Annotated in this window: 24 protein-coding genes; 14 read left to right on the forward strand and 10 right to left on the reverse strand. The window is 40.6% G+C overall.

Annotation, left to right across the window (positions count from 1 at the left end):
* Window positions 1-68: 68 nt before the first annotated feature.
* Together QMG11_RS13375 and QMG11_RS13380 are read right to left on the reverse strand one after the other, a co-directional pair.
* Entirely contained in the window at window positions 69-986 is a 918-nt protein-coding gene (locus QMG11_RS13375; protein WP_281836605.1) for an OmpP1/FadL family transporter, read from the reverse strand.
* Between the two features lie 73 nt (window positions 987-1,059).
* Window positions 1,060-1,629 carry a TetR/AcrR family transcriptional regulator gene (locus QMG11_RS13380; protein ID WP_281836606.1) on the reverse strand — a complete coding sequence of 190 codons (570 nt, stop codon included), beginning with the start codon at window positions 1,627-1,629 and terminating at the stop codon, window positions 1,060-1,062.
* 218 nt (window positions 1,630-1,847) lie between these two features.
* Here QMG11_RS13380 and QMG11_RS13385 point away from each other — a divergent pair, with 218 nt between their 5' ends.
* The 3 genes from QMG11_RS13385 to QMG11_RS13395 all read left to right on the forward strand — a co-directional run bounded on the left by QMG11_RS13385 (window position 1,848) and on the right by QMG11_RS13395 (window position 4,462).
* Window positions 1,848-2,285, forward strand: a complete 438-nt coding sequence (locus QMG11_RS13385; RefSeq protein ID WP_281836607.1) for a MarR family winged helix-turn-helix transcriptional regulator — start codon at window positions 1,848-1,850, stop codon at window positions 2,283-2,285.
* 68 nt (window positions 2,286-2,353) lie between these two features.
* Window positions 2,354-3,739 (forward strand): Na+/H+ antiporter NhaC family protein, encoded by a 1,386-nt coding sequence (locus QMG11_RS13390; RefSeq protein WP_281836608.1) that lies wholly within the window; start codon window positions 2,354-2,356, stop codon window positions 3,737-3,739.
* Between the two features lie 57 nt (window positions 3,740-3,796).
* Window positions 3,797-4,462 carry a 4Fe-4S binding protein gene (locus tag QMG11_RS13395; protein ID WP_281836609.1) on the forward strand — a complete coding sequence of 222 codons (666 nt, stop codon included), beginning with the start codon at window positions 3,797-3,799 and terminating at the stop codon, window positions 4,460-4,462.
* Between the two features lie 69 nt (window positions 4,463-4,531).
* Here QMG11_RS13395 and QMG11_RS13400 read toward each other — a convergent pair whose 3' ends face one another.
* The 7 genes from QMG11_RS13400 to QMG11_RS13430 form a co-directional block, all read right to left on the reverse strand.
* Entirely contained in the window at window positions 4,532-5,209 is a 678-nt protein-coding gene (locus tag QMG11_RS13400) for a YoaK family protein (protein WP_281836610.1), read from the reverse strand.
* Window positions 5,210-5,390: 181 nt separating this feature from the next.
* The gene (locus tag QMG11_RS13405) at window positions 5,391-6,701 is read right to left on the reverse strand and encodes a GNAT family N-acetyltransferase (protein ID WP_281836611.1); all 1,311 of its coding nucleotides are present in this window, start codon (window positions 6,699-6,701) and stop codon (window positions 5,391-5,393) included.
* Window positions 6,682-7,743 carry a glutathione synthase gene (gene gshB / locus QMG11_RS13410; protein WP_281836612.1) on the reverse strand — a complete coding sequence of 354 codons (1,062 nt, stop codon included), beginning with the start codon at window positions 7,741-7,743 and terminating at the stop codon, window positions 6,682-6,684. The genes QMG11_RS13405 and gshB overlap by 20 nt, the downstream gene beginning before the upstream one ends.
* A 28-nt stretch (window positions 7,744-7,771) precedes the next feature.
* Entirely contained in the window at window positions 7,772-8,173 is a 402-nt protein-coding gene (locus QMG11_RS13415) for an ankyrin repeat domain-containing protein (RefSeq protein WP_281836613.1), read from the reverse strand.
* A gap of 281 nt (window positions 8,174-8,454) precedes the next feature.
* Complete coding sequence (locus QMG11_RS13420; RefSeq protein ID WP_281836614.1) at window positions 8,455-8,763, reverse strand: FMN-binding protein; 309 nt, start codon at window positions 8,761-8,763, stop codon at window positions 8,455-8,457.
* Between the two features lie 13 nt (window positions 8,764-8,776).
* Window positions 8,777-9,226: a TSCPD domain-containing protein gene (locus tag QMG11_RS13425; protein ID WP_281836615.1), complete on the reverse strand. Its 450-nt coding sequence runs from the start codon at window positions 9,224-9,226 to the stop codon at window positions 8,777-8,779.
* Between the two features lie 231 nt (window positions 9,227-9,457).
* Window positions 9,458-10,348 (reverse strand): nucleoside hydrolase, encoded by an 891-nt coding sequence (locus tag QMG11_RS13430; protein WP_281836616.1) that lies wholly within the window; start codon window positions 10,346-10,348, stop codon window positions 9,458-9,460.
* Between the two features lie 264 nt (window positions 10,349-10,612).
* Here QMG11_RS13430 and QMG11_RS13435 point away from each other — a divergent pair, with 264 nt between their 5' ends.
* The 10 genes from QMG11_RS13435 to QMG11_RS13480 all read left to right on the forward strand — a co-directional run bounded on the left by QMG11_RS13435 (window position 10,613) and on the right by QMG11_RS13480 (window position 18,668).
* Complete coding sequence (locus QMG11_RS13435; protein ID WP_281836617.1) at window positions 10,613-12,214, forward strand: peptide ABC transporter substrate-binding protein; 1,602 nt, start codon at window positions 10,613-10,615, stop codon at window positions 12,212-12,214.
* A gap of 480 nt (window positions 12,215-12,694) precedes the next feature.
* Window positions 12,695-12,880: a hypothetical protein gene (locus tag QMG11_RS13440; RefSeq protein ID WP_281836618.1), complete on the forward strand. Its 186-nt coding sequence runs from the start codon at window positions 12,695-12,697 to the stop codon at window positions 12,878-12,880.
* Window positions 12,881-13,298: 418 nt separating this feature from the next.
* Complete coding sequence (locus QMG11_RS13445; RefSeq protein WP_281836619.1) at window positions 13,299-13,571, forward strand: YjcQ family protein; 273 nt, start codon at window positions 13,299-13,301, stop codon at window positions 13,569-13,571.
* 165 nt (window positions 13,572-13,736) lie between these two features.
* Window positions 13,737-14,033, forward strand: a complete 297-nt coding sequence (locus QMG11_RS13450; protein ID WP_281836620.1) for a hypothetical protein — start codon at window positions 13,737-13,739, stop codon at window positions 14,031-14,033.
* Window positions 14,034-14,202: 169 nt separating this feature from the next.
* The gene (locus QMG11_RS13455) at window positions 14,203-14,961 is read left to right on the forward strand and encodes a toxin-antitoxin system YwqK family antitoxin (protein WP_281836621.1); all 759 of its coding nucleotides are present in this window, start codon (window positions 14,203-14,205) and stop codon (window positions 14,959-14,961) included.
* 179 nt (window positions 14,962-15,140) lie between these two features.
* A complete protein-coding gene (locus tag QMG11_RS13460) occupies window positions 15,141-16,514 on the forward strand; it encodes an MATE family efflux transporter (protein WP_281836622.1) in 1,374 nt (457 codons plus the stop codon).
* Between the two features lie 119 nt (window positions 16,515-16,633).
* A complete protein-coding gene (locus tag QMG11_RS13465; RefSeq protein ID WP_281836623.1) occupies window positions 16,634-17,260 on the forward strand; it encodes a YitT family protein in 627 nt (208 codons plus the stop codon).
* Window positions 17,244-17,696 carry a MarR family winged helix-turn-helix transcriptional regulator gene (locus QMG11_RS13470; protein ID WP_281836624.1) on the forward strand — a complete coding sequence of 151 codons (453 nt, stop codon included), beginning with the start codon at window positions 17,244-17,246 and terminating at the stop codon, window positions 17,694-17,696. Before QMG11_RS13465 ends, QMG11_RS13470 begins: the two co-directional genes overlap by 17 nt.
* Window positions 17,697-17,698: 2 nt before the next feature.
* Window positions 17,699-18,148 carry a GNAT family N-acetyltransferase gene (locus QMG11_RS13475; protein ID WP_281836625.1) on the forward strand — a complete coding sequence of 150 codons (450 nt, stop codon included), beginning with the start codon at window positions 17,699-17,701 and terminating at the stop codon, window positions 18,146-18,148.
* Window positions 18,149-18,443: 295 nt separating this feature from the next.
* Window positions 18,444-18,668, forward strand: a complete 225-nt coding sequence (locus QMG11_RS13480; RefSeq protein ID WP_281836627.1) for a hypothetical protein — start codon at window positions 18,444-18,446, stop codon at window positions 18,666-18,668.
* A 109-nt stretch (window positions 18,669-18,777) separates the two neighbouring features.
* Here the strand turns inward: QMG11_RS13480 and pdxR are convergent, their stop codons facing one another.
* A complete protein-coding gene (gene pdxR, locus QMG11_RS13485; RefSeq protein WP_281836629.1) occupies window positions 18,778-20,223 on the reverse strand; it encodes a MocR-like pyridoxine biosynthesis transcription factor PdxR in 1,446 nt (481 codons plus the stop codon).
* Window positions 20,224-20,454: 231 nt separating this feature from the next.
* Between pdxR and QMG11_RS13490 the strand changes: the two genes are divergently transcribed.
* On the forward strand, window positions 20,455-20,813 hold a 359-nt coding region (locus QMG11_RS13490), incomplete at its 3' end, for a PLP-dependent transferase (RefSeq protein ID WP_281836631.1).

A 20,813-nucleotide genomic window follows, 5' to 3' on the forward strand; every position in this document is an offset into this window, starting at 1 on the left:
TCGTCCAGCTTGGCATCCTTATTGAAGTAGTAGTTTCCCCCTGCAAATGCCGTCCATACATCAGTGACTCAATATGAAGCTCCAAGAGCTAAGATAGCCGGGAGATCCCTCCTGGATTCATTTCCGTCTCCATATTGAGGGAAAAACGTTGAGACCCCTAGAGGCAGATTTATATTTCCGGGACCGGGAAGCCTTATATCAGCCATCTCTTCATCTGCATCTGCTTCAAAGTTCATATTTATTTTTGTATCATACCTCATCCCTATATTAAGATTTTCTGTAGCCCTGTAGTTCAGGCCGAATACTCCCCCATACCCCCAGGCAGTTCTTTCAGAATCTATGCTTCCTTCCAGGTGCTGAGTTCGTCCTGTTACAGATTTCAGGTCCCCTGCAAACTTGGTTTTTAATGTTCTTTCACCATAGACCACTCTTCCTGCTGCTGAGACCGAAACCTTCTCTGTTATAAACCATGCACGTCCCAATGTAGTCTGGATATAGTGGTTTCCCCCTTCATCGGAGTTTTCAGTTAACTGTGCATCCTTTACCCCGGGAACCGACTCCATTATTGGGGCTACCATCTCCAGTCCGGGAACGCCATTGTCGTATTCTAAATATCCTCCTCCTGCGATTCCTCCCAGTGTCCAATACCATGCTCTCCGATCATTCTTATCAATATATGAAATATTCGGGATTATATCCACTAAATCTGCATCATAGGTATCACCTCTATACTTCATCTCCTCCCTTCCTGTGGCAAGCTGTGCACCAATCTGAAAATATCTTCCGTTTTCTATCTGCATAAGCCCTGCCGGGTTATAGTATTGAGATGTTCCCGGATTTACTGCTCCCTGCTGTGCCGGATTGGCATTATACTCTGGTGTATAGTTTTGTATGTGATCTATAGATGCTCCGTATGCCGCTCCTGATAAGCCCAAAAGCAATACCCCTGAACTCATTTTTTTAAATGTCCATTCCTTTAAATACATTTTTCTATCTCCCCGTTTCTTTAGTTAGTGAGTAATCACTTACCAGTGTGTTGAAAAAAAACTGAATGAAGTATCATTCAGCTGCTAATATTAATGACATTAAACTTGATATTACCTCTTCCCTCATTTCTTTGGTAAGTATCAAGTCTCCTGTGGTAGCTAATCTGGCAATCTCTACAATTGGAGTATTTGCAAATGCATGATAAAAAGATATCGGCCTGTCCTTAAAAAAACCACTCTTAATGTTTTCATCGATGTACTGCATTAAATTCTCCAATTCCCTCTTGCCTCTCTCATTAATAACCTGATTCATGTAGGTTGAATTGGTAAATTGAAGGTAGTATTTCAGCTGATCCTCATTTGCCAGGAAATAATCCAGATAATTGGAATAAACCCTTCTGCATTTTTCCAGCGGATCTTTAATGTCTTTAGTACCTCTAAAAATTTCCTTGTCTAAGTCTGATTTGATCTTTAGGTAAACCTCCATAAGAAACTCATCTTTACTGGAAAAATGCTTATATATGGTCCCCTCAGAAAATCCAGCTTTTTTTGCAATCTTAGAAGTTGGTGTATTATGAAGTCCAAAAGTGTTTACCAGTTCCATAGCTGCCTGAATTAATTTATCTCGTGTATTGATATTCATCACGCTCCTTGTAAGTGATTACTCACTAAAAACAAAGTATAGTTTATACATATATATTTGTCAAGGTAAAAAAGTCCTTCCATTGAAACTTCACCATAACCGAATAGGACAGTATCTTAAAAATATATGAAAATCAAATGATAAAAGCATCTAGTTTCTAATATTAGGTAATGAAAAAAAATCTTGACACTACTTGGATATCCAAGTAAAATAAATTTATGAAATATGATAATACTATTAACTTAATAAGCAGAATAAGAGAACTATCGGGAAATGTAATTGTTTCCGAGCTGGAGAAGGCAGGGGTAGCAGGGATCGTTCCCTCCCACGGGGATATAATAGTGACCCTGATAAAGCACAGGGAGCTCACCATGACGGAGATAGCAGAGAGGATCAAAAGAGACCGTTCCACCGTTACTACCCTGGTTAAGAAGTTGAATAAGCTTGGCTTCACCGACACAAAGAAAAATGAGCTGGACCAAAGATCGAGCCTGGTGTTCCTTACACCAAAGGGAAGGGAGTTGGAGAATGGGTTTAAGGAGATTTCTGAAAAACTATATTCTATTCAGTATGAAGGGGTAACAGAGGAGGAAAGAGAAGTTTTCAGAAGGGTTCTGATAAAGATGCACGATAACTTTAATAAAAGAGTTCTGTAAAAATTAGATATTATATCTAATTTTTTTATAAATATACTTGGATGTCCAAGTAGGATGGAGGTTGTTTTATGGATTATGGATGGGTATCTCTTTTACCCATGGTTTTGGCACTTCTGCTAGCTGTTGTAACAAGGGATGTTTTAATCGCTCTTCTTTCCGGGATATTATTTTCCGATTTAATCTTAGGTTACTATGGAGGAGATGTCTTTGCAGGGATAGACGGTATAGCAGAGGTATTTTTAGACGGGTGGGCTGTACGGTCGATATTGTTTTGTCTCATGATCGGTTCCTTTGTCCATGTAATAGAAATGTCGGGAGGGATCAGGGGACTCCTGATACTTCTCACTGAAAGGAAGCAGGTGGTAACCTCCAAGAGGAGGGCTGAACTCTTGGCATATTTAATAGGTCTGCTACTCTTTATAGAGGCAACCAGCTCCACAGTTATATCGGGAGTATCAGCAAAACCATTCTTTGACAGGTATGGGATTCCAAGAGAGAAGCTGGCATATATAACTGATTCCACCTCCGCTCCCATAGCCTGGCTCTTTCCCCTAAATGCAGCTGGAGCATTTCTCATGGCCATGGTAGGAACTCAGATCTCAGCGGGAACTATAGGAGGAGATCCCCTTACCTATGTGGTAAGGTCTATTCCCTTTCAGCTCTACAGTATATTTGCAGTAACCCTAGTAGGAATTACCATAGTAACCGGAAGGGACCTCAAGATAATGGAGGAGATCTCTGGAGAAAGAGTAGGAGTAGAGGAGACTTCAGCAGTTCAGGAAGAGGAGAAGAAAAAGCCCAGGGCCATGAATATGATCCTTCCCACATTAAGCCTGATATTGAGTATTTTTGGAATTCTCTACATTACAGGGGAGGGATCTATAGGCTCTGGTAATGGAAGTGTTGCAATATTTAACGGGATGATAGTTACATTGATATTAACGGGGATCTACTACGGTATTCAGGGAGTTGTGGATCCTAAAAAATATATAGAGTGGTGTGTAGAGGGGATGTCCAATTTTCTTCAGATAACCATAATACTTGTGCTGGCCTTTGCCCTGAGCAATCTCCTTAACCAACTTGGACTGGGAAGGTATATGGCAGAGATAAGTGGAGATATGAGTCCAGTGCTGCTGCCAGTGTCGATATTTTTGCTGGGATCCCTTACATCTGTTGCCACAGGAACCAGTGGGGGCACTGCAGCAGTGCTCATGCCCATTGCCATTCCCATGGCAGTAAACCTGGGAGTGGATATCCACCTGACCATAGGGGCTGTGGTATCCAGTGCTGTCTTCGGGGACCACTGCTCCCCTATTTCAGATTCTACGATACTGGCTTCCATGATCTCAGAGGTGGATGTGATGGACCATGTGAAGACCCAGCTCCCCTATGCCCTTATATCTGGGGGAATCTCTGCAGCAGGTTTTTTACTTCTGGGAATATTTTATAGGTAAGTGTTTAATAGATAGATATGATGTTGTTGATTTTATATTTGATATTAGGAGGACAGGATGAATATTAAGGAAATCTATGAAAAGTTTGATGCAATAGGGTCTCTGACCTTTGCAACTATTAATGAAGGGTACCCAGAAACAAGGATTGCTCACTTCTTTGCCCACGACGATGAGGGCTTATACTTCAGAACCATGTACCCAAAGCCCTTTTACAAGCAATTAAAGGAGAGTAAAAAGGTGTCTGTATGCGGTCTCTACGGTTCTACAGAGGTTGGTCACGGAGAGGATGGACTGCCAAGCTTTGAGCCGGGATATACTATCAGGGTAACGGGAGATATCAGGGAGGTTTCCCTGGAGGAGATAAAAGACAAATCTTTAAACAGGGAGCTCTTTGACCTGGGAGTTAAGGATGTGGAAAAGTATCCTGCAATGAGAATCTTTGTGCTTTATAGAGGTAAGGGGGAGGTCTTTGACTATGACTTTGAGTGTGAGCACAGGGATCACAAGCTCCTGAGAACAAACTTTACCTTTAACGGGTTCCCAGAGAAGGTATTCAGCCTGGAGGTCAAGGATGGATGCATAGGATGCGGAAGGTGCTTAGAGGGGTGCTCTTTTAAGGCCATAGAGAAGATCCATGGAAAGTATGTTATTGACAGGAGAAGGTGTGATGTCTGCGGGGACTGTATAGAGGTCTGTCCAGTAGGAGCCATTGGAGAAAAGTAGGGAAGATCCTGGAAATATGGGATAAAAAAAAGGGGCCTATGGGCTCCTTTTTTAGTTGTTCTATGAAGTTTAATAGTTGCAGTAGAGGGTTCCCCTTCTGATGCCTCTGTTCCTCCAGATGAAGTAGATAAACCCAGATGAAAGATAGCCTGCAGAAGCCAGAAGGAATGAGTCCTTACCAAAACTAAAATATGACATGCTTCCCACTATTCCTCCTGCAAAAAATCCCAGGATAAGAGTAAGAAGGAACTTTATCTTCCATACATCAGAGTGTTTTTTTCTCAGGTAGTTTCCTATATAAACCCCCATGTCTGTAAGGCCTCCTGTAATGTGAGTCATCCTCACAGTCATTCCCTTATATGTGATAAAGAGACCATTCTGCATCCCGCAGAGGAATGCGAGGACCTGGAGAAAGCCTCTCTCTATATCTATAAAATGAAAGTTTAAAAACAGAGCTATCCCTATGAAGAGGAGCATCATTCCATAGCGCTTTCCAGGATTGAACTCCTTCTCTTCCAGCACATAGCCTGAGGTGATCCCCCCCACAAGAAAGAAGATAATCGTGGAAAAAACCCTCAAGAACACCTGATACTCTCCCTGAACAAAGGCAATGGATGAGTTGGTTGTGTTCCCGGTAAAGTGACTTACAGGTGTGGAATATATAAGGATCCCCAAAGCGTTGATAAATCCGCTGAGGGATGCCAAAAGAGTCGATAAAAATAAAAGTCCTGCTTCTTGTTTCTTCATAACCTCATCTCCAAAAAAATAATTGTATGAATATTATATCATCTTTTCCTTCCCTGAGTAAGGTGGAATTACTCAAATATGGTTAATGTAAAGTTAACACCTTTATAAGATCTCATCTGAATTAAAAGGAAGAGAAGGCTCCCCTTTATATAGGGGAGCCTTAAACTTAATTGAGGCAGGACTAGAGATCCTTCCTCATATATATTGAATACTTTAATTTTCTGGGGCTTTGGATGGGGTAGAACCCCCTCCTGCTGTGGAAGTTGATGGTGTTTTCATACTTGAGGGACTCAATATAGAGGTGGTTATACCCCTCTCTTCTTGCAAAATCTTCTCTGATACTACAGATCTTCTTTGCCACTCCCATTCCCTGAATGGTGGGGTCTACATTGAGCATCTTGGCTTCAACTCTATCATCCTTTCTTATAAGGATACCGCAACCTACTACTTCATCCCTTCTTCGGGTATAGATCAAAAATGACTCTTTAATCCTTTCCAGCATAACCTCTGGTGTCTTATTGGAGGTAAGGTGATCGATCTCGCAACTTGTATACTCCCCCCTATTACTCTCCCTGTAGTTTCTCTGCATGAGCTCTGCTATCCTCTCTGCCACTATCTCATCTGCCTCTGCCTCGGTACTGTCTGAGAAGTTATTGAGGGTATGGTAGGAGATATTATCAGTATTCTTTCTGATAAAGGATGAAATTGCCTGGTGAACAGCGTTTCCTATGGCTTGGATAATTGCCTTATAGTAGATGCCATTATTCTCATTACAGTAAACCTTCTTTACTTCAAGGGGGAAAACCACCGTCCTGCAGAAGTGTGTGTTAACAAATTCAGCCAGGTACCCCCTTCCGTAGAAAACAATGTTTTCCCCGCTGAGGTTATCCACGGTATCGATATCTAATTTTACTATCTCCTCCAGGAAGGCATTGGATCTATCTCTGAAGGAGTCCTTTACAAAGTGGGTTCCCAGATTAAATAGGGGAGCCTCATGGTTGACTCCGTCCCTTCTATAGTTGTATGAATGGAGATCAAAGATAAATACCTCAGGGAAGAGGTACTCCAACCTCCTTATGAGGAAGGAGATTACCTCATAGAACTCATCGTGTTTTGCCAGGGAATCCTTGATTTCAGAGGGGTCCAGCTTCTCACGCCAGACCTTCTTTCCCCAGGCTTCGTCGTAGATACAGCTATTCTTTCCCCTGTTGAGGTCGTATTCATATCTGCTGTCTAGAGCCACCACAGTAATTGGTAGTTCCTTTATAAACTCATCTGTGCAGGGGTCCTCCTCCTGCCACCTGTGAAATCCAGAGAGGTTGATCTTGTAGTTAAGTTCCTTTCTCAGGGCACTTCCAGCATGGATTGCAGTTCCAATATATGGAACATAGGAATCTATCTTTATCTTAAATCCTCCACTCTGGCTGATTGCCTCAAAGGCTTCCAGATGATGGATTTTATCCAATATACCCTTAGTGGTTAATTTTTTCATAGCTTACCTCTTGCTTGAAGATCTTTCTTCTGTTTAATCTGAACTCCTTCTGGTTGAAGAAGTCTGAGATCTCCTGTACCTTGTCCTCAACGAAGTCGATTATATTCTTCTGTAGCTTAACTCTGTTAAGTTTATTGATGTTAACAATACCTCCGGGACTCTGAACATTGACCTCGATTAACTTACCGGCGATGATGTCAAGGCCTGCAAAGTAGATACCATCCTGAACAAGCTTCTTACCTATCCTTCTGCATATTCTTATCTCCTCATCGGTAAGTTTGTGTTTGACAGCACTTCCCCCGGCACTGATATTGGATCTGTTGTCCTCAGCAGAGGGAACTCTGTTGTATGCGCCAATGGGTTCTCCATCTAACATTAGCACCCTTACATCTCCCTGATCTGCCTCTGGGATATATTCCTGAACAATAACGTAGTGTTTACCTGTCTTACCATTTATATAGAAGTCCAGTAGGGAGCTAAGATTTTTACGGGCACTCTTTTCAATAACAATAACACCGCTTCCTCCATAACCGTCTAGGGGTTTTAAGATCATACGGTCGGCTCCAAAGTTCTCTATAACTCTCTTTAGATACTCAGCATTCTTTGAAACAAAGGTTCTTGGAATAAACTCATTGTTGGGATCATGAAATGAAGTGGTATATAGTTTGTTGTTAGCTTTTCTGATACCGTCTATATCATTTACGATGAAAACCTCATCCTTCACTGAATCCAAAAAGTTCAGCATTATAGAGTCTACAGGGGGATCCTTCCTTAAAAATAATGCATCAAATACATTTATAGGAACCATCTTTTCCTCAAACTCCATGTTCTTATAGAAACTGTTAAAGTTATTCAGGACAAAACTTTCCTTCTTCAGCATCTTTACAAATCCATAGGTGATGTTATCTCTGATTGTGAGGCTGTGGGGGTAGAGCACCCCTACCATATGCCCTCTTAGACAACACTCATGGATCATTCTAAGGGTAGAATCCTTAGCGGGATTTAAAGACTCCCACTCATCTATTATAAATGCTACGTTCATTAATTACCTCCAAAAAATTAATCTACTTTTAATCCTCCCACCTTCTGTGCTTGGGAATCTTTTCAGTATATCCATAATCCTCGATATATCTCTCGATGATCCTTGAAAGATCCCTTCCAGTAAGATGTTCTGGTGTTCTCTGGGAGTTGTTTTTCACAGATAGATCTCCTCCTCCCTCTAACAGGAGCTGAAACATATCCCTGTCATTACCTCTTGCTGCCAGGTGAAGAGGGGTGTCTCCGACGTTATTTTTTAAGTTTACATCGGCACCGAAATCCAAAAGGATCTCTACTCCACCAAGACTGCCAATTTTTGTTGCCACGTGTAAAAGGGTATTTCCATCAATATCTCTTTTATCCACTTTTTCATAGCTTAAAGCAGTTACAAACTTTTCAAGTTCATCTTGAATAAGATATTCAAATTCGTTCATTTAACACCTCTAATATTAGTTATAGTGACTTAAAAACATTCTCAGCTCATATAACGTAATATTTCATCGATACCAACCATTATACTCTTTGAATATATATAAGCTGAGATTAGCAAGATATTTTATATCTTTAATCCATTAAAAGCAACAAAAATTTACAGGAAATCCATATATTTTTTAATTAGTAAATATTTACTTTTTATATGGTTTTAAAAAAGATAAATATCATCTGAAAAAGAAAAAAAGCTGCCATAAAATGACAGCTAATCCTTGTATTTTAATTAGTTGAGAGCGTCGGTTACAGCCTCCTTAAATCCCATGGAGGAGTAGGTAGCCCCTGCATAGTCATCTATCTCCAGGCTCTGCTTAGCTATGACCTCCTCTGTAAGGGCTTCAAAGGCGGGAAGAGCATATTTTTCAGTATCCTGATGCTCAAGAACGATGATCTTCTCTATCTTATCCCCCTTGGTTTCAACACTTACCTTAACATCCCCCTTAAAACCAAAACCAGTTCCAGTCTTCACCTGAGCCACAGCCATCTGGGAAAGAAGGCATCCTGCGGCCAGGGCTGTAATAAATATCTTTTTCATGATCTCCTCCTATTTAGCTTAGCTGGGCATTGCAGAGCCCGCAGCCACTACAGATATGTCCGTTAAAGGCAACTACCTTTCTGCCAGCTTTCTGATTTTTTCTGATCTCCTGAATGTGCCCCTCTCCCTCTCCCATTACATGGTATTTGAGCATCTCTACCAGGTTATCCATACAGGAGGTATAACCTGCAAGGGGAGCTCCAGAGCAGTAGTTGTCATCTAGAAGATCGATAACCCTCTCTACTTCCATCCCAGGAAGGAGCTTAGAGAGAGCGTTGAGATTCCCCGGACAGCCCCTCACAGCACTGAAGGAAGCTATCTTTCCATCTACTACCTCTACAGACATCTCCCTGCTGCATACCCCGTAAGTTTTTTCAGTGAACTTAACATCTTTTTTCATCTCAGCCATCCCCAGCTGGCTAACTAACAATAACCCTGCCAATAATAGAGTTGTTTTTTTCATAGTACCTCCCATATACCTTTATATTAATAGTGATTTTACCCTGAAAGGGAGGATTGTCAAGAGTAAAGTGAAAAAAATAATTAAATTTACCATATTTAAATAAGTAATTGTATACTATTTCGTTGATTTTTAATCAATGTTTTTATAGTGTTAATAATCTAAATTTTTTAAAAATAATCGAATACAATCTTTAGAATAAAAAAAGCCGCCCTTTAAAAGGACGGCTTGAACCTACTTTAAAACTTCCAATAGATACCTCTTGAACCACTCTCTGTCAAAATCCATGGCAACTTCCACAGGGAATCCCTTCTCATCCTCCCTGGTCTCTCCCCTTCTATCTCCCTCATCTACAAGGATTCTCTTGTTTTCAAAGGTGAAAGCACCGCCGTAAACAGATGAGATTACTCCTATGGAGTCGTGGAAGACAACACTGTCCATACCGATAGCCTTTCTTACTCTGAACATGGAGTCGAAGATCTCCATGGAAAACTTGGAGTAGAGAGACTCGTTGGATCTCAGCTCATCCAGCTCCTCCCTTGAAAACTTAGCTTTAAGGGTGGCATCAAGACCAATCATAGTAACGGGAAGACCGCTCTCAAGAACTATATTGGCTGCCTCTGGATCCACAAAGATATTGAACTCAGCGTGGGGAGTGACATTTCCTCCACTAAGGCTGCCTCCCATGAAGATAATCTCCTTTAAGAGGTCCTTCAGCTCGGGGTACTCCCTGAGAGCGATGGCCACATTTGTAAGGGGCCCCACAGCAACAAGGGTTACCTCATGGGGATATTTTCTGGCACACTCAAGGTAAAACTCTCCGAAGTTCCTATGGGCATTCCTTGAGGAGTTCTTCAGGGTGAGGTCCCCCATTCCCTCAGCTCCGTGAAACTCCTCTGCGATATGCAGCTCCCTTTTTAGGGGCTTGTGGGCTCCCTCATATACAGGTAGATCTATCCCCAGGTGGTGAAGTATATCCAGGGCATTTCTTCTTGTATGGTGGAGAGCTACATTTCCAGCAACAATGGATAGTCCAAGAAGCTCGATATTTCTATCAGCTACAGCGTTTATAATAGCCAGGGCATCATCCATCCCCGGGTCACAGTCTAAAATAATTTTTTGCATAACATCCTCCTAAATCTTTAATCTAGGTAGATTTTACATTATGTAGGTGCGAAAAGCAACTGGAGGGTAATTTTATTCTGTTTAAAGAAAAACACTTTAAAGGATGGAGTTATTCTTATTAATAAGTTCAATATGTACTGGAATAATATGCATTAATAATATTAAAAAGATAAAAATTAAAAAACTTGACATCTATGCTCTATCTTAAGTATACATTTTTAACATTAATAGAAAAAAATAATGAAATAAATAGGAGGAAAAAATATGAAGCGTTTATTAATTTTGTTATCAATTGTGTTTTTGGTGTCCTGTGGCAAGGGGAAGCCGGAGGAGAAGGAAGTTTCCCAGCAAGTTCTAAAATATGTAGCTGCTTCAGATCCCAGGCATATGGATCCTGGATTAAACTCTGAAGCTGTGGCAGGGAGTCTTATCAACAACCTCTTTGAAGGACTTCTCCGTGAAAGGGAGGGCGTACTGGCTCCTGGAATAGCAAGAGATTATAAGGTGAGTGAGGATAAAAAAGTATACACCTTTTACCTGAGAGATTCCAAGTGGTCCGACGGAACACCATTGACCTCAAAGGATTTTAAGTACTCATGGCTGCGAGCTATGGCTCCAGAAACAGCCTCTACCTATGCCATGCTATTTTTTCAGATAGAGGGGGCACAGGCATATTATGAGGGGAAGGGGAAGACAGAGGATGTAGGTATAGAAGCACCTGACGACAATACACTTGTTGTGAGGTTGGCAGCCCCTACTCCTTATTTTTTAAACCTTACAACATTCTATACCTTTATGCCGGTGAAGGAGGAGGTTGTAGAAGGGCTTCCAGATACCTGGACCAGCAAGCCAGAGACGTATATATCCAATGGTCCATTTAAGCTTTCAAAGTATGATATAGGGAGCAAGTTTCTTCTGGAAAAAAATCCAGAGTACTGGAATGAAGAAGAGGTAAAGTTGAATATGATAGAGGTTCCCATAATAACCGATGAATCCACCTCACTAACGGCTTTTGAAACAGGTGAAGTAGATATTATCTCAAATATTCCAACCCAGGAGATAGTAAGGTTATCAACAGAGAGTCAAGATTTTTATGTGAAGCCGGGAGTGGGAACATACTTCTATGTCTTCAACAATAAAAAGGCTCCCACAGACAATATTTATGTAAAAAAGGCTCTGAATTATGCCATAAACAGAAGGGCTATTGTAGATAATATAACCAGAGGGGGAGAGGCTCCAGCGACTACTTATGTTCCATCAACAGATGCAATTAAAAACTCCAAGGGTGAACTCTTTGCCAAAGGAGTAGATTATGGAATCCCTGTAGAGGGAGATCCTCAAAGGGCAAGGGAATTTTTGGCTAAGGCAGGATATCCAAATGGAGAAGGGTTTCCGACGCTGGAACTCTTGTATAATACATCTGAAACCCATAAGGCCATAGCTGAAGCTGTACAGGCTATGTGGAAGGATGTCCTGAATATAGATGTGGAACTGGTAAATCAGGAGTGGGGAGTATTTTTAAATACCCGTGGGAAGGGACAATACAATGGTGTTGCCAGGTTTGGGTGGTCCATAGATTATCCAGATGCCATGTCCATGCTGGAGGTCTTTGAATCTCTCAGCGGAAATAATTCAGCTCAATGGGTGAAGGGTGAATACAATGACCTCCTCACCAGGGCAAAGTATGAGGAGGATGGAGAGAAGAGGGATGAACTCCTTTACACCGCTGAAGAGATGCTTTTTGAAGATCAGGTTCTTATTCCGCTTTACTACTATACAAATAAATTTATGGTAAAATCAGAAGTTAAATCCTGGGAGAGAACATCTTTAGGAAACTGGTACTTTGGAGGAACACATACAGAATAGTTTATAGAAAATATTGGATAAGTTATCTGAAGGGTTTATAGGAGAGGGAGATTTCCCACATTAGGTGGGAGATCTCTTGTCTTATTTATTCTCAGCAGATTGTAGGAAAATAGAAGGTGAGCATCGATATAGCGAATACAGAGGGAAACAGATAAAAAAAAAGAATCCCTGGAGAGGGATTCTAATCTGAAAGAAAAAGGGGAAAATTTGCGAGAGTTTCAACTTCTTCCTTCTTTTAAAGGTACTTCTAAAAGAGTTCCTTATTTATGTTTTTATAATAACCCATTTCATAAAAAATAATAACGTCAGTTGTCGTAAAATGGAAAGTTATTTAAAAAAATTTTATTGAGCTGTTGGGAGTAGCAGATTGAGGGAAAGGGGGATGAATAAAAAGATGGAGAAATTAGAAGAAAAAAGAATGAACTAAAGGAAGTGTCGAGTAAAATAAATATGTAATGAAAAATCTGAGGAGGGATAACGATGAAAATATTTAATAAATTATTCAGAGGAATATCCCTATTCTTTAAAGGTGTAGAAGATATCCTTAGCGGGATTATCTCCACTGCTCTAAGTGCTGTTATTACAGTTGCAGTACTGGGAGGGCTGGCAATTGTTGTAATATTTGTATTTAGAACGGGATCCTCTATGCTGGCTGGAAATTTTTAATATCTTTAGAAAGGAAGAGAGTTAATTTTTAAGAAAGTAGATGTGAAACATCTTGGGGTCTTTAGGGCCCTTTTTATTGTTAAGGAAAGTATAGAATTTTCAAAAGTTTTACATGAAATAATTAGTGTTCCAATTGATTGTCAGGATGCAACGTCACGTTGCTTTTTAATTACTAAGGAAATAGTGAATTATAGATTAATGCCCGTATAAAAATCCATGGCATAAGGTTAGAAGGAGTGGAGCGTGATCCACCTTTTAATTTGAAATTAGTTAGACAAAAGTTTTTAAATTATACACAAAATACCAATCAAGGATACCCTTTAAAGACTAATAAATAATATAACAATTTCTTTTAAAAAGACACTTGTTTTTTTAAAAAGTGTATAGTATATATAGATAAAAAAATTAGGAGGTTAATATGAGTGAAAGAAATTCAGTGTATAAAATACTAAAAGCCATCGATGCTTCCTCTGGGAGGGGAGATTTCGATGTGGAACGTGATCTGGACCTGGATAAGTTAAAGATATCAGAGTACAGAAGGGAGCTCATTATAGAGAGCTTAGTTGACTTTGGATATATTGAAGGGATAACCATATCCACCGATATGTACAGGGATTCTCTTATTAAGGCAGAGGAGCCTCGTCTCACTTCAGCTGGAATGGAGTGTTTAAAGAACAGCTCTTTTAGGTAGCGGTTCCAAAACGGTATATCAGTAGATTGGGAGCCTGGAGGGCTTCCTTTTTTTATTGGATGAGAATCTTATCCAGAGAGATTTACAGTAACTATAGTTAACAAAATTAACTATAGTCAAACAGAAGAAAAGGTGATAAAGTATCTACAGAAGGGAATGATTTAGATGCCAATAGAAAAACTATTAAAGATTGAAAAGATGATTACTGGAAGGGTAATGGAAGCATATGGTCTGTCCAGACACGATCTCCTGGTTATAACCTGCTGCAGGTCCATGGAGGAAACTGTATACTCACTGGAAAATGACCATGAGCTGGACAGGGGACTTACAGCAAAGAGACTGAAGATGCTTGAGTCCAATGGTTTCGTAGTAAGAGATAATATCGGAAAGAGAAGGATTATAAGACTTACTGAGAGAGCTCAGGAGGTAATTAATTTTGTAGAAAATATAAGGATAGCGTAGAAACTCTTTACAGCAGTTTGCAGGGAGCGGATAATGAGAGGGAAGAAAAGAGGATAGAAAATATATAGGTGGTAAAATAACTTCAATAACCCTTGCTGTGATCTCCTTCAGAGAAGGAGGACAGAGGGTATTTGGAGTTTTTATCGGTTTATGAAAGTTGAGGGGTGTTATGAAGAAGTTAGTTATATCATTAATTTTAATGATCTCATCTGCCCTATGGGGTGAGGAGAGGATTGAATACAGTCCAGAGTTTAGGATGTTAAAGGGCAGAGCCCATATAGTAGGGGAGGAGGAACCCTATAGCGGAAAGGTCTTGATTACCTTTAAAGATGGGAATACCAAGTCTGAGGGATCCTATAGAGATGGAAGGAAGGACGGCGAGTGGTCCGTGTACTATGAGAGCGGAAGGCTGAGATCCAGAGGAAAGTACAGAGACGGAAGGAAGGTAGAGGAGTGGGACTACTACTACTCCAACGGTGATCTCTGGTCCAGGGGAAGCTACAGGGATGGAAAGGTACACGGCGAGTGGGAGTTTTATAACGCAAGTGGAATAGATTATAGGGGAGGCTATATAGAGGGTAAAAAACACGGAGAGTGGATCTACTACCGTATGGGTGAGAGGTATAAGAGGGAATCCTACAGGGATGGCAGAAAGCACGGGGAGCTGATACTCTACCACTTTGACGGAGGTGTCAACTACAGGGTAAACTATGTAGATGGTCTGGAAGAGGGAGAGTATCTGGAGTACCATGAAAGCGGCGGAGTCAAGTTTAAGATAGACTATAAGGGCGGCAGAAAGGACGGCGAGTGGATACTCTACTATGAGGATGGAAGGGTAAAGTCCCAAGGGAACTATAGAGCCGGTGAGAAGGTGGGAGACTGGTACTACTACCATGAGGATGGAAGGGTAGATCACAAAAAGCACTGATGTAGCTTCCACTTATCTTCAGGGAAGTCTGTGGAGAGCAGTGGGAAGTGAGATAAAAGGGAAGTTTCCCTTGACTCAATAATAGAAATCTAGTATAATTTTTTGAAAATAATTAATGTCAAGAGCAGGTGGGCGGCCAAAATTACCCATCTGCTCTTGTTTTTTTTTGGAGGTAAACAATGATTAAAAGATTAAAGGAAGACAAGGTCTTTTTCAGAGGGCTTATGACCCTGGCCATACCCATAATACTACAAAGTCTGGTAACAGCTTCACTAAACCTCCTGGACAACCTTATGATAGGAAGTCTGGGAGAGGAGGAGATAGCCTCAGTGGGGCTTGCAAACCAATACTACATGGTTTACTACCATACCATTATGGGGATAGTCTGCGGAGCAGGAGTATTTATGTCTCAGTTCTGGGGAAGAAGGGATAAGGAGAGTATCCACAAGTTTCTGGGGATAGCCCTCACCGTCGGATTACTTACTTCTTTTGTGTATAGCGCAGGAGCTTTCCTTCTGCCAGAGAAGATCATCCATATATTTACAAGGGATCCCCAGGTGACAGCCCTGGGAGCCGGGTATCTGAGGGCAGTAGCCCCAAGTTATATCTTTACCAGTGTATCTCTGGCCTTTGCTCTGGCCCTTAGAAGTACCGAGCAGACTAAGGTGCCCATGTATGGAAGTATAATTGGACTTCTCTTCAACGGTATACTGAACTACATATTTATATTTGGTAGGTTTGGTGTTCCTGCCATGGGAGTTACCGGAGCAGCTCTGGGAACAACTATCTCAAGGGGAGTGGAGATGCTCTTTATCCTCTGTGTAATCTACAGCAGGAAGAATGTAGTTGCAGGAAGTTTCAGAGAACTTACAGGCTACAATATGGAACTGGTTGGAAGATATTTTAAGACTGCAGTTCCCATAATATTCAATGACATCATGTGGATAATGGGAATAACCGCCTACTCTGTGGCCTATGCAAGGCTTGGAACAAATGCCACTGCAACGATGCAGATAGCCACCACCATAAACAATATGTTTAATATCTTTGGTATAGGAATAGCCAATGCAGCAGCTATAATGATAGGAAATAAGATAGGGGCCGCCATGAGGGAGGAGGCCAGAGAGGATGCTGTAAAGATATCTATCTTTGGAACTCTCCTGGGATGTGTCATAGGTATGGTTTTCTATCTCATAGCTCCAGCTGTGGCAGGACTCTTTAAGGTAAGTCCAGAAACCCATACCAATGTGGTATTGGTACTGAGAATCATGGCAGTGGTTCTTCCAGTAAGATTCTTTGGTATAGTACAGATAATAGGAGTTTTAAGGGGAGGAGGAGACGTGATCTTCTCCATAGGAACTGAGCTATTTGCTGTGTGGGGAGTGGCGGTTCCCCTTGCCTTTATAGGGGTGGGGATGATGGATGTTCCCATCTATATAGTCTATGTCCTGGTTTGTCTGGAGGAGCCCTTTAAGGCAGCTGTGACAATTCCAAGGCTAATGGGAGGAAAGTGGATAAGAGATCTTACAGGTTCCTGTGAGGTAACTGCCTAGAGGGTGCTGCTGAAGCAAAGACTTCAGCAGCATCTTTTTTAATATAAGAATAAATTTTTTGTTGAATTTTCCGCAAAAATAAAGTATAGTAGTTACAATACTTTAGGGAGGTGATAAGGGTGGAGACAGGTAGAAGGTTTAGGAATGAGTTTCTTCTGTTGAATGCGGGGTTTATACTACTTTCATTTACCATTGTAAACTTCCTACTGCCCTCTAAGCTTACAGCTGGGGGAACAACGGGGATAGCCATGATCCTCTATCATATATATAGTATTCCAGTGAGCTGGGGATTCTTTCTTCTGAATATTCCCCTTGTGGTGATGGGATACTATATCTTTGGTGGCCGGTACGGGCTGAAAACAATATATGGAATCATAGCCATATCCATCTATACTGAGGCTGTATCCAGGTGGATGAGGGTGGATTACCTTGAGGAAGTCTTTCATCTTTATCCCTTAATCGGTGCCCTTACAGGGGGAGTGCTGAGCGGAGTTGGTGTGGGCCTTGCTGTGGCCACGGGGGGAAATACAGGAGGAACAACTATCCTTGCCCAGATAATAGAGAAGTATTTCAAGGTTAAGATAGGAACAACCCTGAATATTGCAGATATAAGCATAGTTGCCCTTTCAGGGATACTTCTTGGGAGAGGTTCCGCACTGTTTACCATACTCTCCCTCTTTATATGCGGAAGGGTAGTGAACATTATAAGATACAGGGAGGGATGGTCCTATGAAGGAGATACTTAGAGAGATAGGGATGATAGGAAGGTGCTGTGCCACCATAAGTGATATTGAGTTTAAGGAGATAAACCTTGCCAAGGGGCAGTATCTCTATCTGGTAAGGATATATGAGAACCCCGGAATTATTCAGGAGAGGGTGGCAGCTATGCTCAAGGTGGACAGGTCTACAGCTGCAAAGGCCATAAAGAAGCTCGTAGAGGGGGGCTTAGTGGAAAGAGTCAAGGAGGAAGGTAACAAGAAGGAGCTGAAGCTCTACTGTACCCCAAAAGGCAGGAAGATCTACCCCTTTCTAGAGAGGGAGGAGGAGCATTCAGTGAGGGTAGCCACAGAGGGGATGACTCAGAAGGAGATGAGGCTTGCCTTTGACCTTCTTCACAGGATAAGAAAGAATATTGAGAGAGAGTGGGAAGATATTAAGAAGGGAAATCCAAGGAGGTATTAGGAATGAAGGTGGAGGTAAAAAAGTTTAATGAACTGACATTAGAGGAGCTCTATGAGATATTCAGACTGAGATCTGAGGTGTTTGTGGTGGAGCAGAAGTGTATCTATAATGATATAGATGGAAAGGATATGGACTCCCTTCATGTGATGATAAAGGATAGTGGAAGGATAGAGGCCTACCTGAGAGTTATAAAGCCTGGGGTATCCTATGAGGAGTGTTCCCTTGGAAGGGTGCTGGTGGCTAAGGAGGCCAGAGGTAAGGGACTAGCCAGAAGGATAGTTAGAGAGGGGATAGACTGTATAACCAAGGGTTGGAATGAGAGGAAGATTACAATAGGGGCCCAGGAGTATCTCAAGGAGTTTTACGGAAGCTTTGGTTTTAAGGCTGTATCTGATATGTATATAGAGGACGGGATCCCCCACTTGGATATGAGGTATGAGGAGGATCAATAACAAAAGGTAAAGTTGGAGTAAGTTATAGAGGTGTATGTGTGATTCAGTCTGAATCTCACATACACCTTTTATTTTTTAATATTTATAGAGATAGATCCAATGATTTTGGAATATTAAAGGAGAGTGATTTAAAAAAGAATTTTTATTTTCTTTTAGTGTCAGGTGACGTGTTCCATAGAGTAAAAATCCCATATAATAACCATATAAAATAACAGACGGGAAATCATAAAGGATGAAAAGTATCGGATAAGTGGCTTGGGGTTAGCGTATTTATGGAGAGTAGGAGATGATAGAGATGAAGAAGATGTTATTAATAGGAATGCTTGTAGTAGGTGGATTATCATATGGAAGAGATTATGAGTATAGAGAGAGTAAGGAGCTCCAGGTAGTGCAGAGTGTGAACAGTGAGGATCAGAGCATGATCTCAAGGGTAAGGGAGCAGTCGGATAGAAATATGGACGTATATTCTGAGTTCCACAGAGACCTGGATAACATGGGAAGAGGACATGAGAGTAAGTAGTATTTAATGTTAAATGAGTCGCCAATTTTGGCGGCTCATTTTTAGTTTTAGACATTCAGAATTATTTTATAATAGTGCTCATCTAGTAGTTGTAATTAAGATGATTAGGCTATATTATCGGCATGAAATCATCGGAAGAGTTATTAATTTTTTTAAAGGACATAACGGTGTCATTTAAAATTTTAATTCCTATTTTTATTTCATCTTCAGTTACTGCTGCAAAACTGATTCTAATCCTATTATCTTTAGCACCATCTGGATAAAAAACATTCCCTGGAAGAATTGAAACACCGCGCTTCTTTAACTCTAAATAGAGGTCATTGCTATTGATGAAATTAGGAAGAATAATCCAGATATAAAATCCCCCTTCAGGTCGGTAGTAGATCTCTAGGTCTTGTATTTCTTCGATAAGTTCTACAATAAGTTCAAACTTTTTTCTAAATAGTTTCCTTGTCTCCTCTAGATGATTCTCTAGAAAACCATCCCTTAGTAGAAAGGTAAGAGCTCTCTGGTTTAAACCTGAAGTAGAGATGTCAGAGGCAAACTTGGCTGCTACCATTTGGGGAGAAAGCTCCTTAGGGACTATCATGTAAGCAAGCCTCATTCCAGGAATCAATATTTTGGAAAAAGTTTTAATATAGATAATCCTATTATCTTTATCTAGAGTTTTAAGAGGAGCAGCAGGATTATCATAAAAGTAAAGTTCTGAAAGGCAGTCATCCTCAATGATCATAAAATCATACTCCTTAGAAAGCTCTATTAACTTCATCTTTTTTTCATGAGACCACCTTATTCCTGTGGGACTTTGAAAGTTTATCATAGTGTAGACAAAATTTACATTGGTTTGGTTCAATATTTCTTCAAGCTCCTCCATATCAAATCCATCTTCCAACATTTCAACAGTTACTATCTTGCAGCTACCCTTAAAGGTGTTTATTGCACCTGAGTAAGTTGGGCGGCTAAGTATAAGGGTAGAGGTGGGCTTTAGGAGGGACTTCTTTATCAGATCAAGGGCTTGCTGAGCACCAGATGTAATATGGATATTGCTGCAATAGACATCATGAAAATCATATTTTAATCTTTCTGCAAGAACTTTTCTTAGTCCAATAAAACCCTGAGTTTCATGGTACTTTAAGGCTTCTCCTCCTGCCTCATGAAATACCTTGTTGATACTTTCTTGAAACTTTTTTGTAGGAAAGACCTCTACACCAGGAGTGGCACTTGCAAAGTTAATGCTTTCATTAATTCTTATTTGACCGTATTTAAAGTTTTCAATTATAGGTTTCTGTTCCTGATCTTCAACATAATTTTTTCTATCCTTTACATAGGTACCACTCCCAGGGATTTTATAGATATGTCCCTCTGTCTCTAGAAGCTCATATGCCTTAAGTACAGTACTTGAATTTAGTGAAAAGCGGTTTACTAGCTGCCTCACAGAGGGGAGCTTTTCATTTGGTAGAATTTGCTTTGTAAAGATCATATTTTTGATCTCATCATAAAGTTGAATATACAGTTTTTTTCTTTTTGACTTACTAATTTCAAAATTTAATTTCATTTCAACTCCTTAGTTCCTTCTTGGATAAAAAAGTGTCACGGAACACTTTTAAACCCAAACAGTATTGACATTTTTATTTTTATATAGCATCCTCTTAAAGAAAGTGTTCTGAAAAACTACTTTTAATGCTGAAACAATATCAAGTGTGGCAGGTACAGTTGTGTTGAACGATACGATTATACTTTTATAACGCAGGTTTGTAAATAGTTTTTAAATATGGAGGAAAAAGAGATGAAAATTGAAAAAAAAGGTTTTGGGACTAAGGTTATTCATGGTGGTCATGAGAAAAATCCATTTGGGACTTTGGCAACTCCTATCTATCAAAGTTCTACATTTGTATTTGACAGTGCAGAGCAGGGGGGAAGAAGATTTGCCCTGGAAGAGGGAGGATACATCTACAGCAGACTAGGAAACCCTACAACTACAGTACTAGAGGAGAAGCTTGCAGCACTAGAGGGAGCAGAGGCAGCACTGGCTACATCATCTGGAATGGGAGCGATCTCATCTACAATGTGGACACTTCTAAAGGCAGGAGACCACATGGTGGCAGACGAGACTCTTTACGGTTGCACATACGCTCTTCTAAGCCA

Source organism: Propionigenium maris DSM 9537 (assembly GCF_027925155.1).
Lineage (GTDB): Bacteria > Fusobacteriota > Fusobacteriia > Fusobacteriales > Fusobacteriaceae > Propionigenium > Propionigenium maris.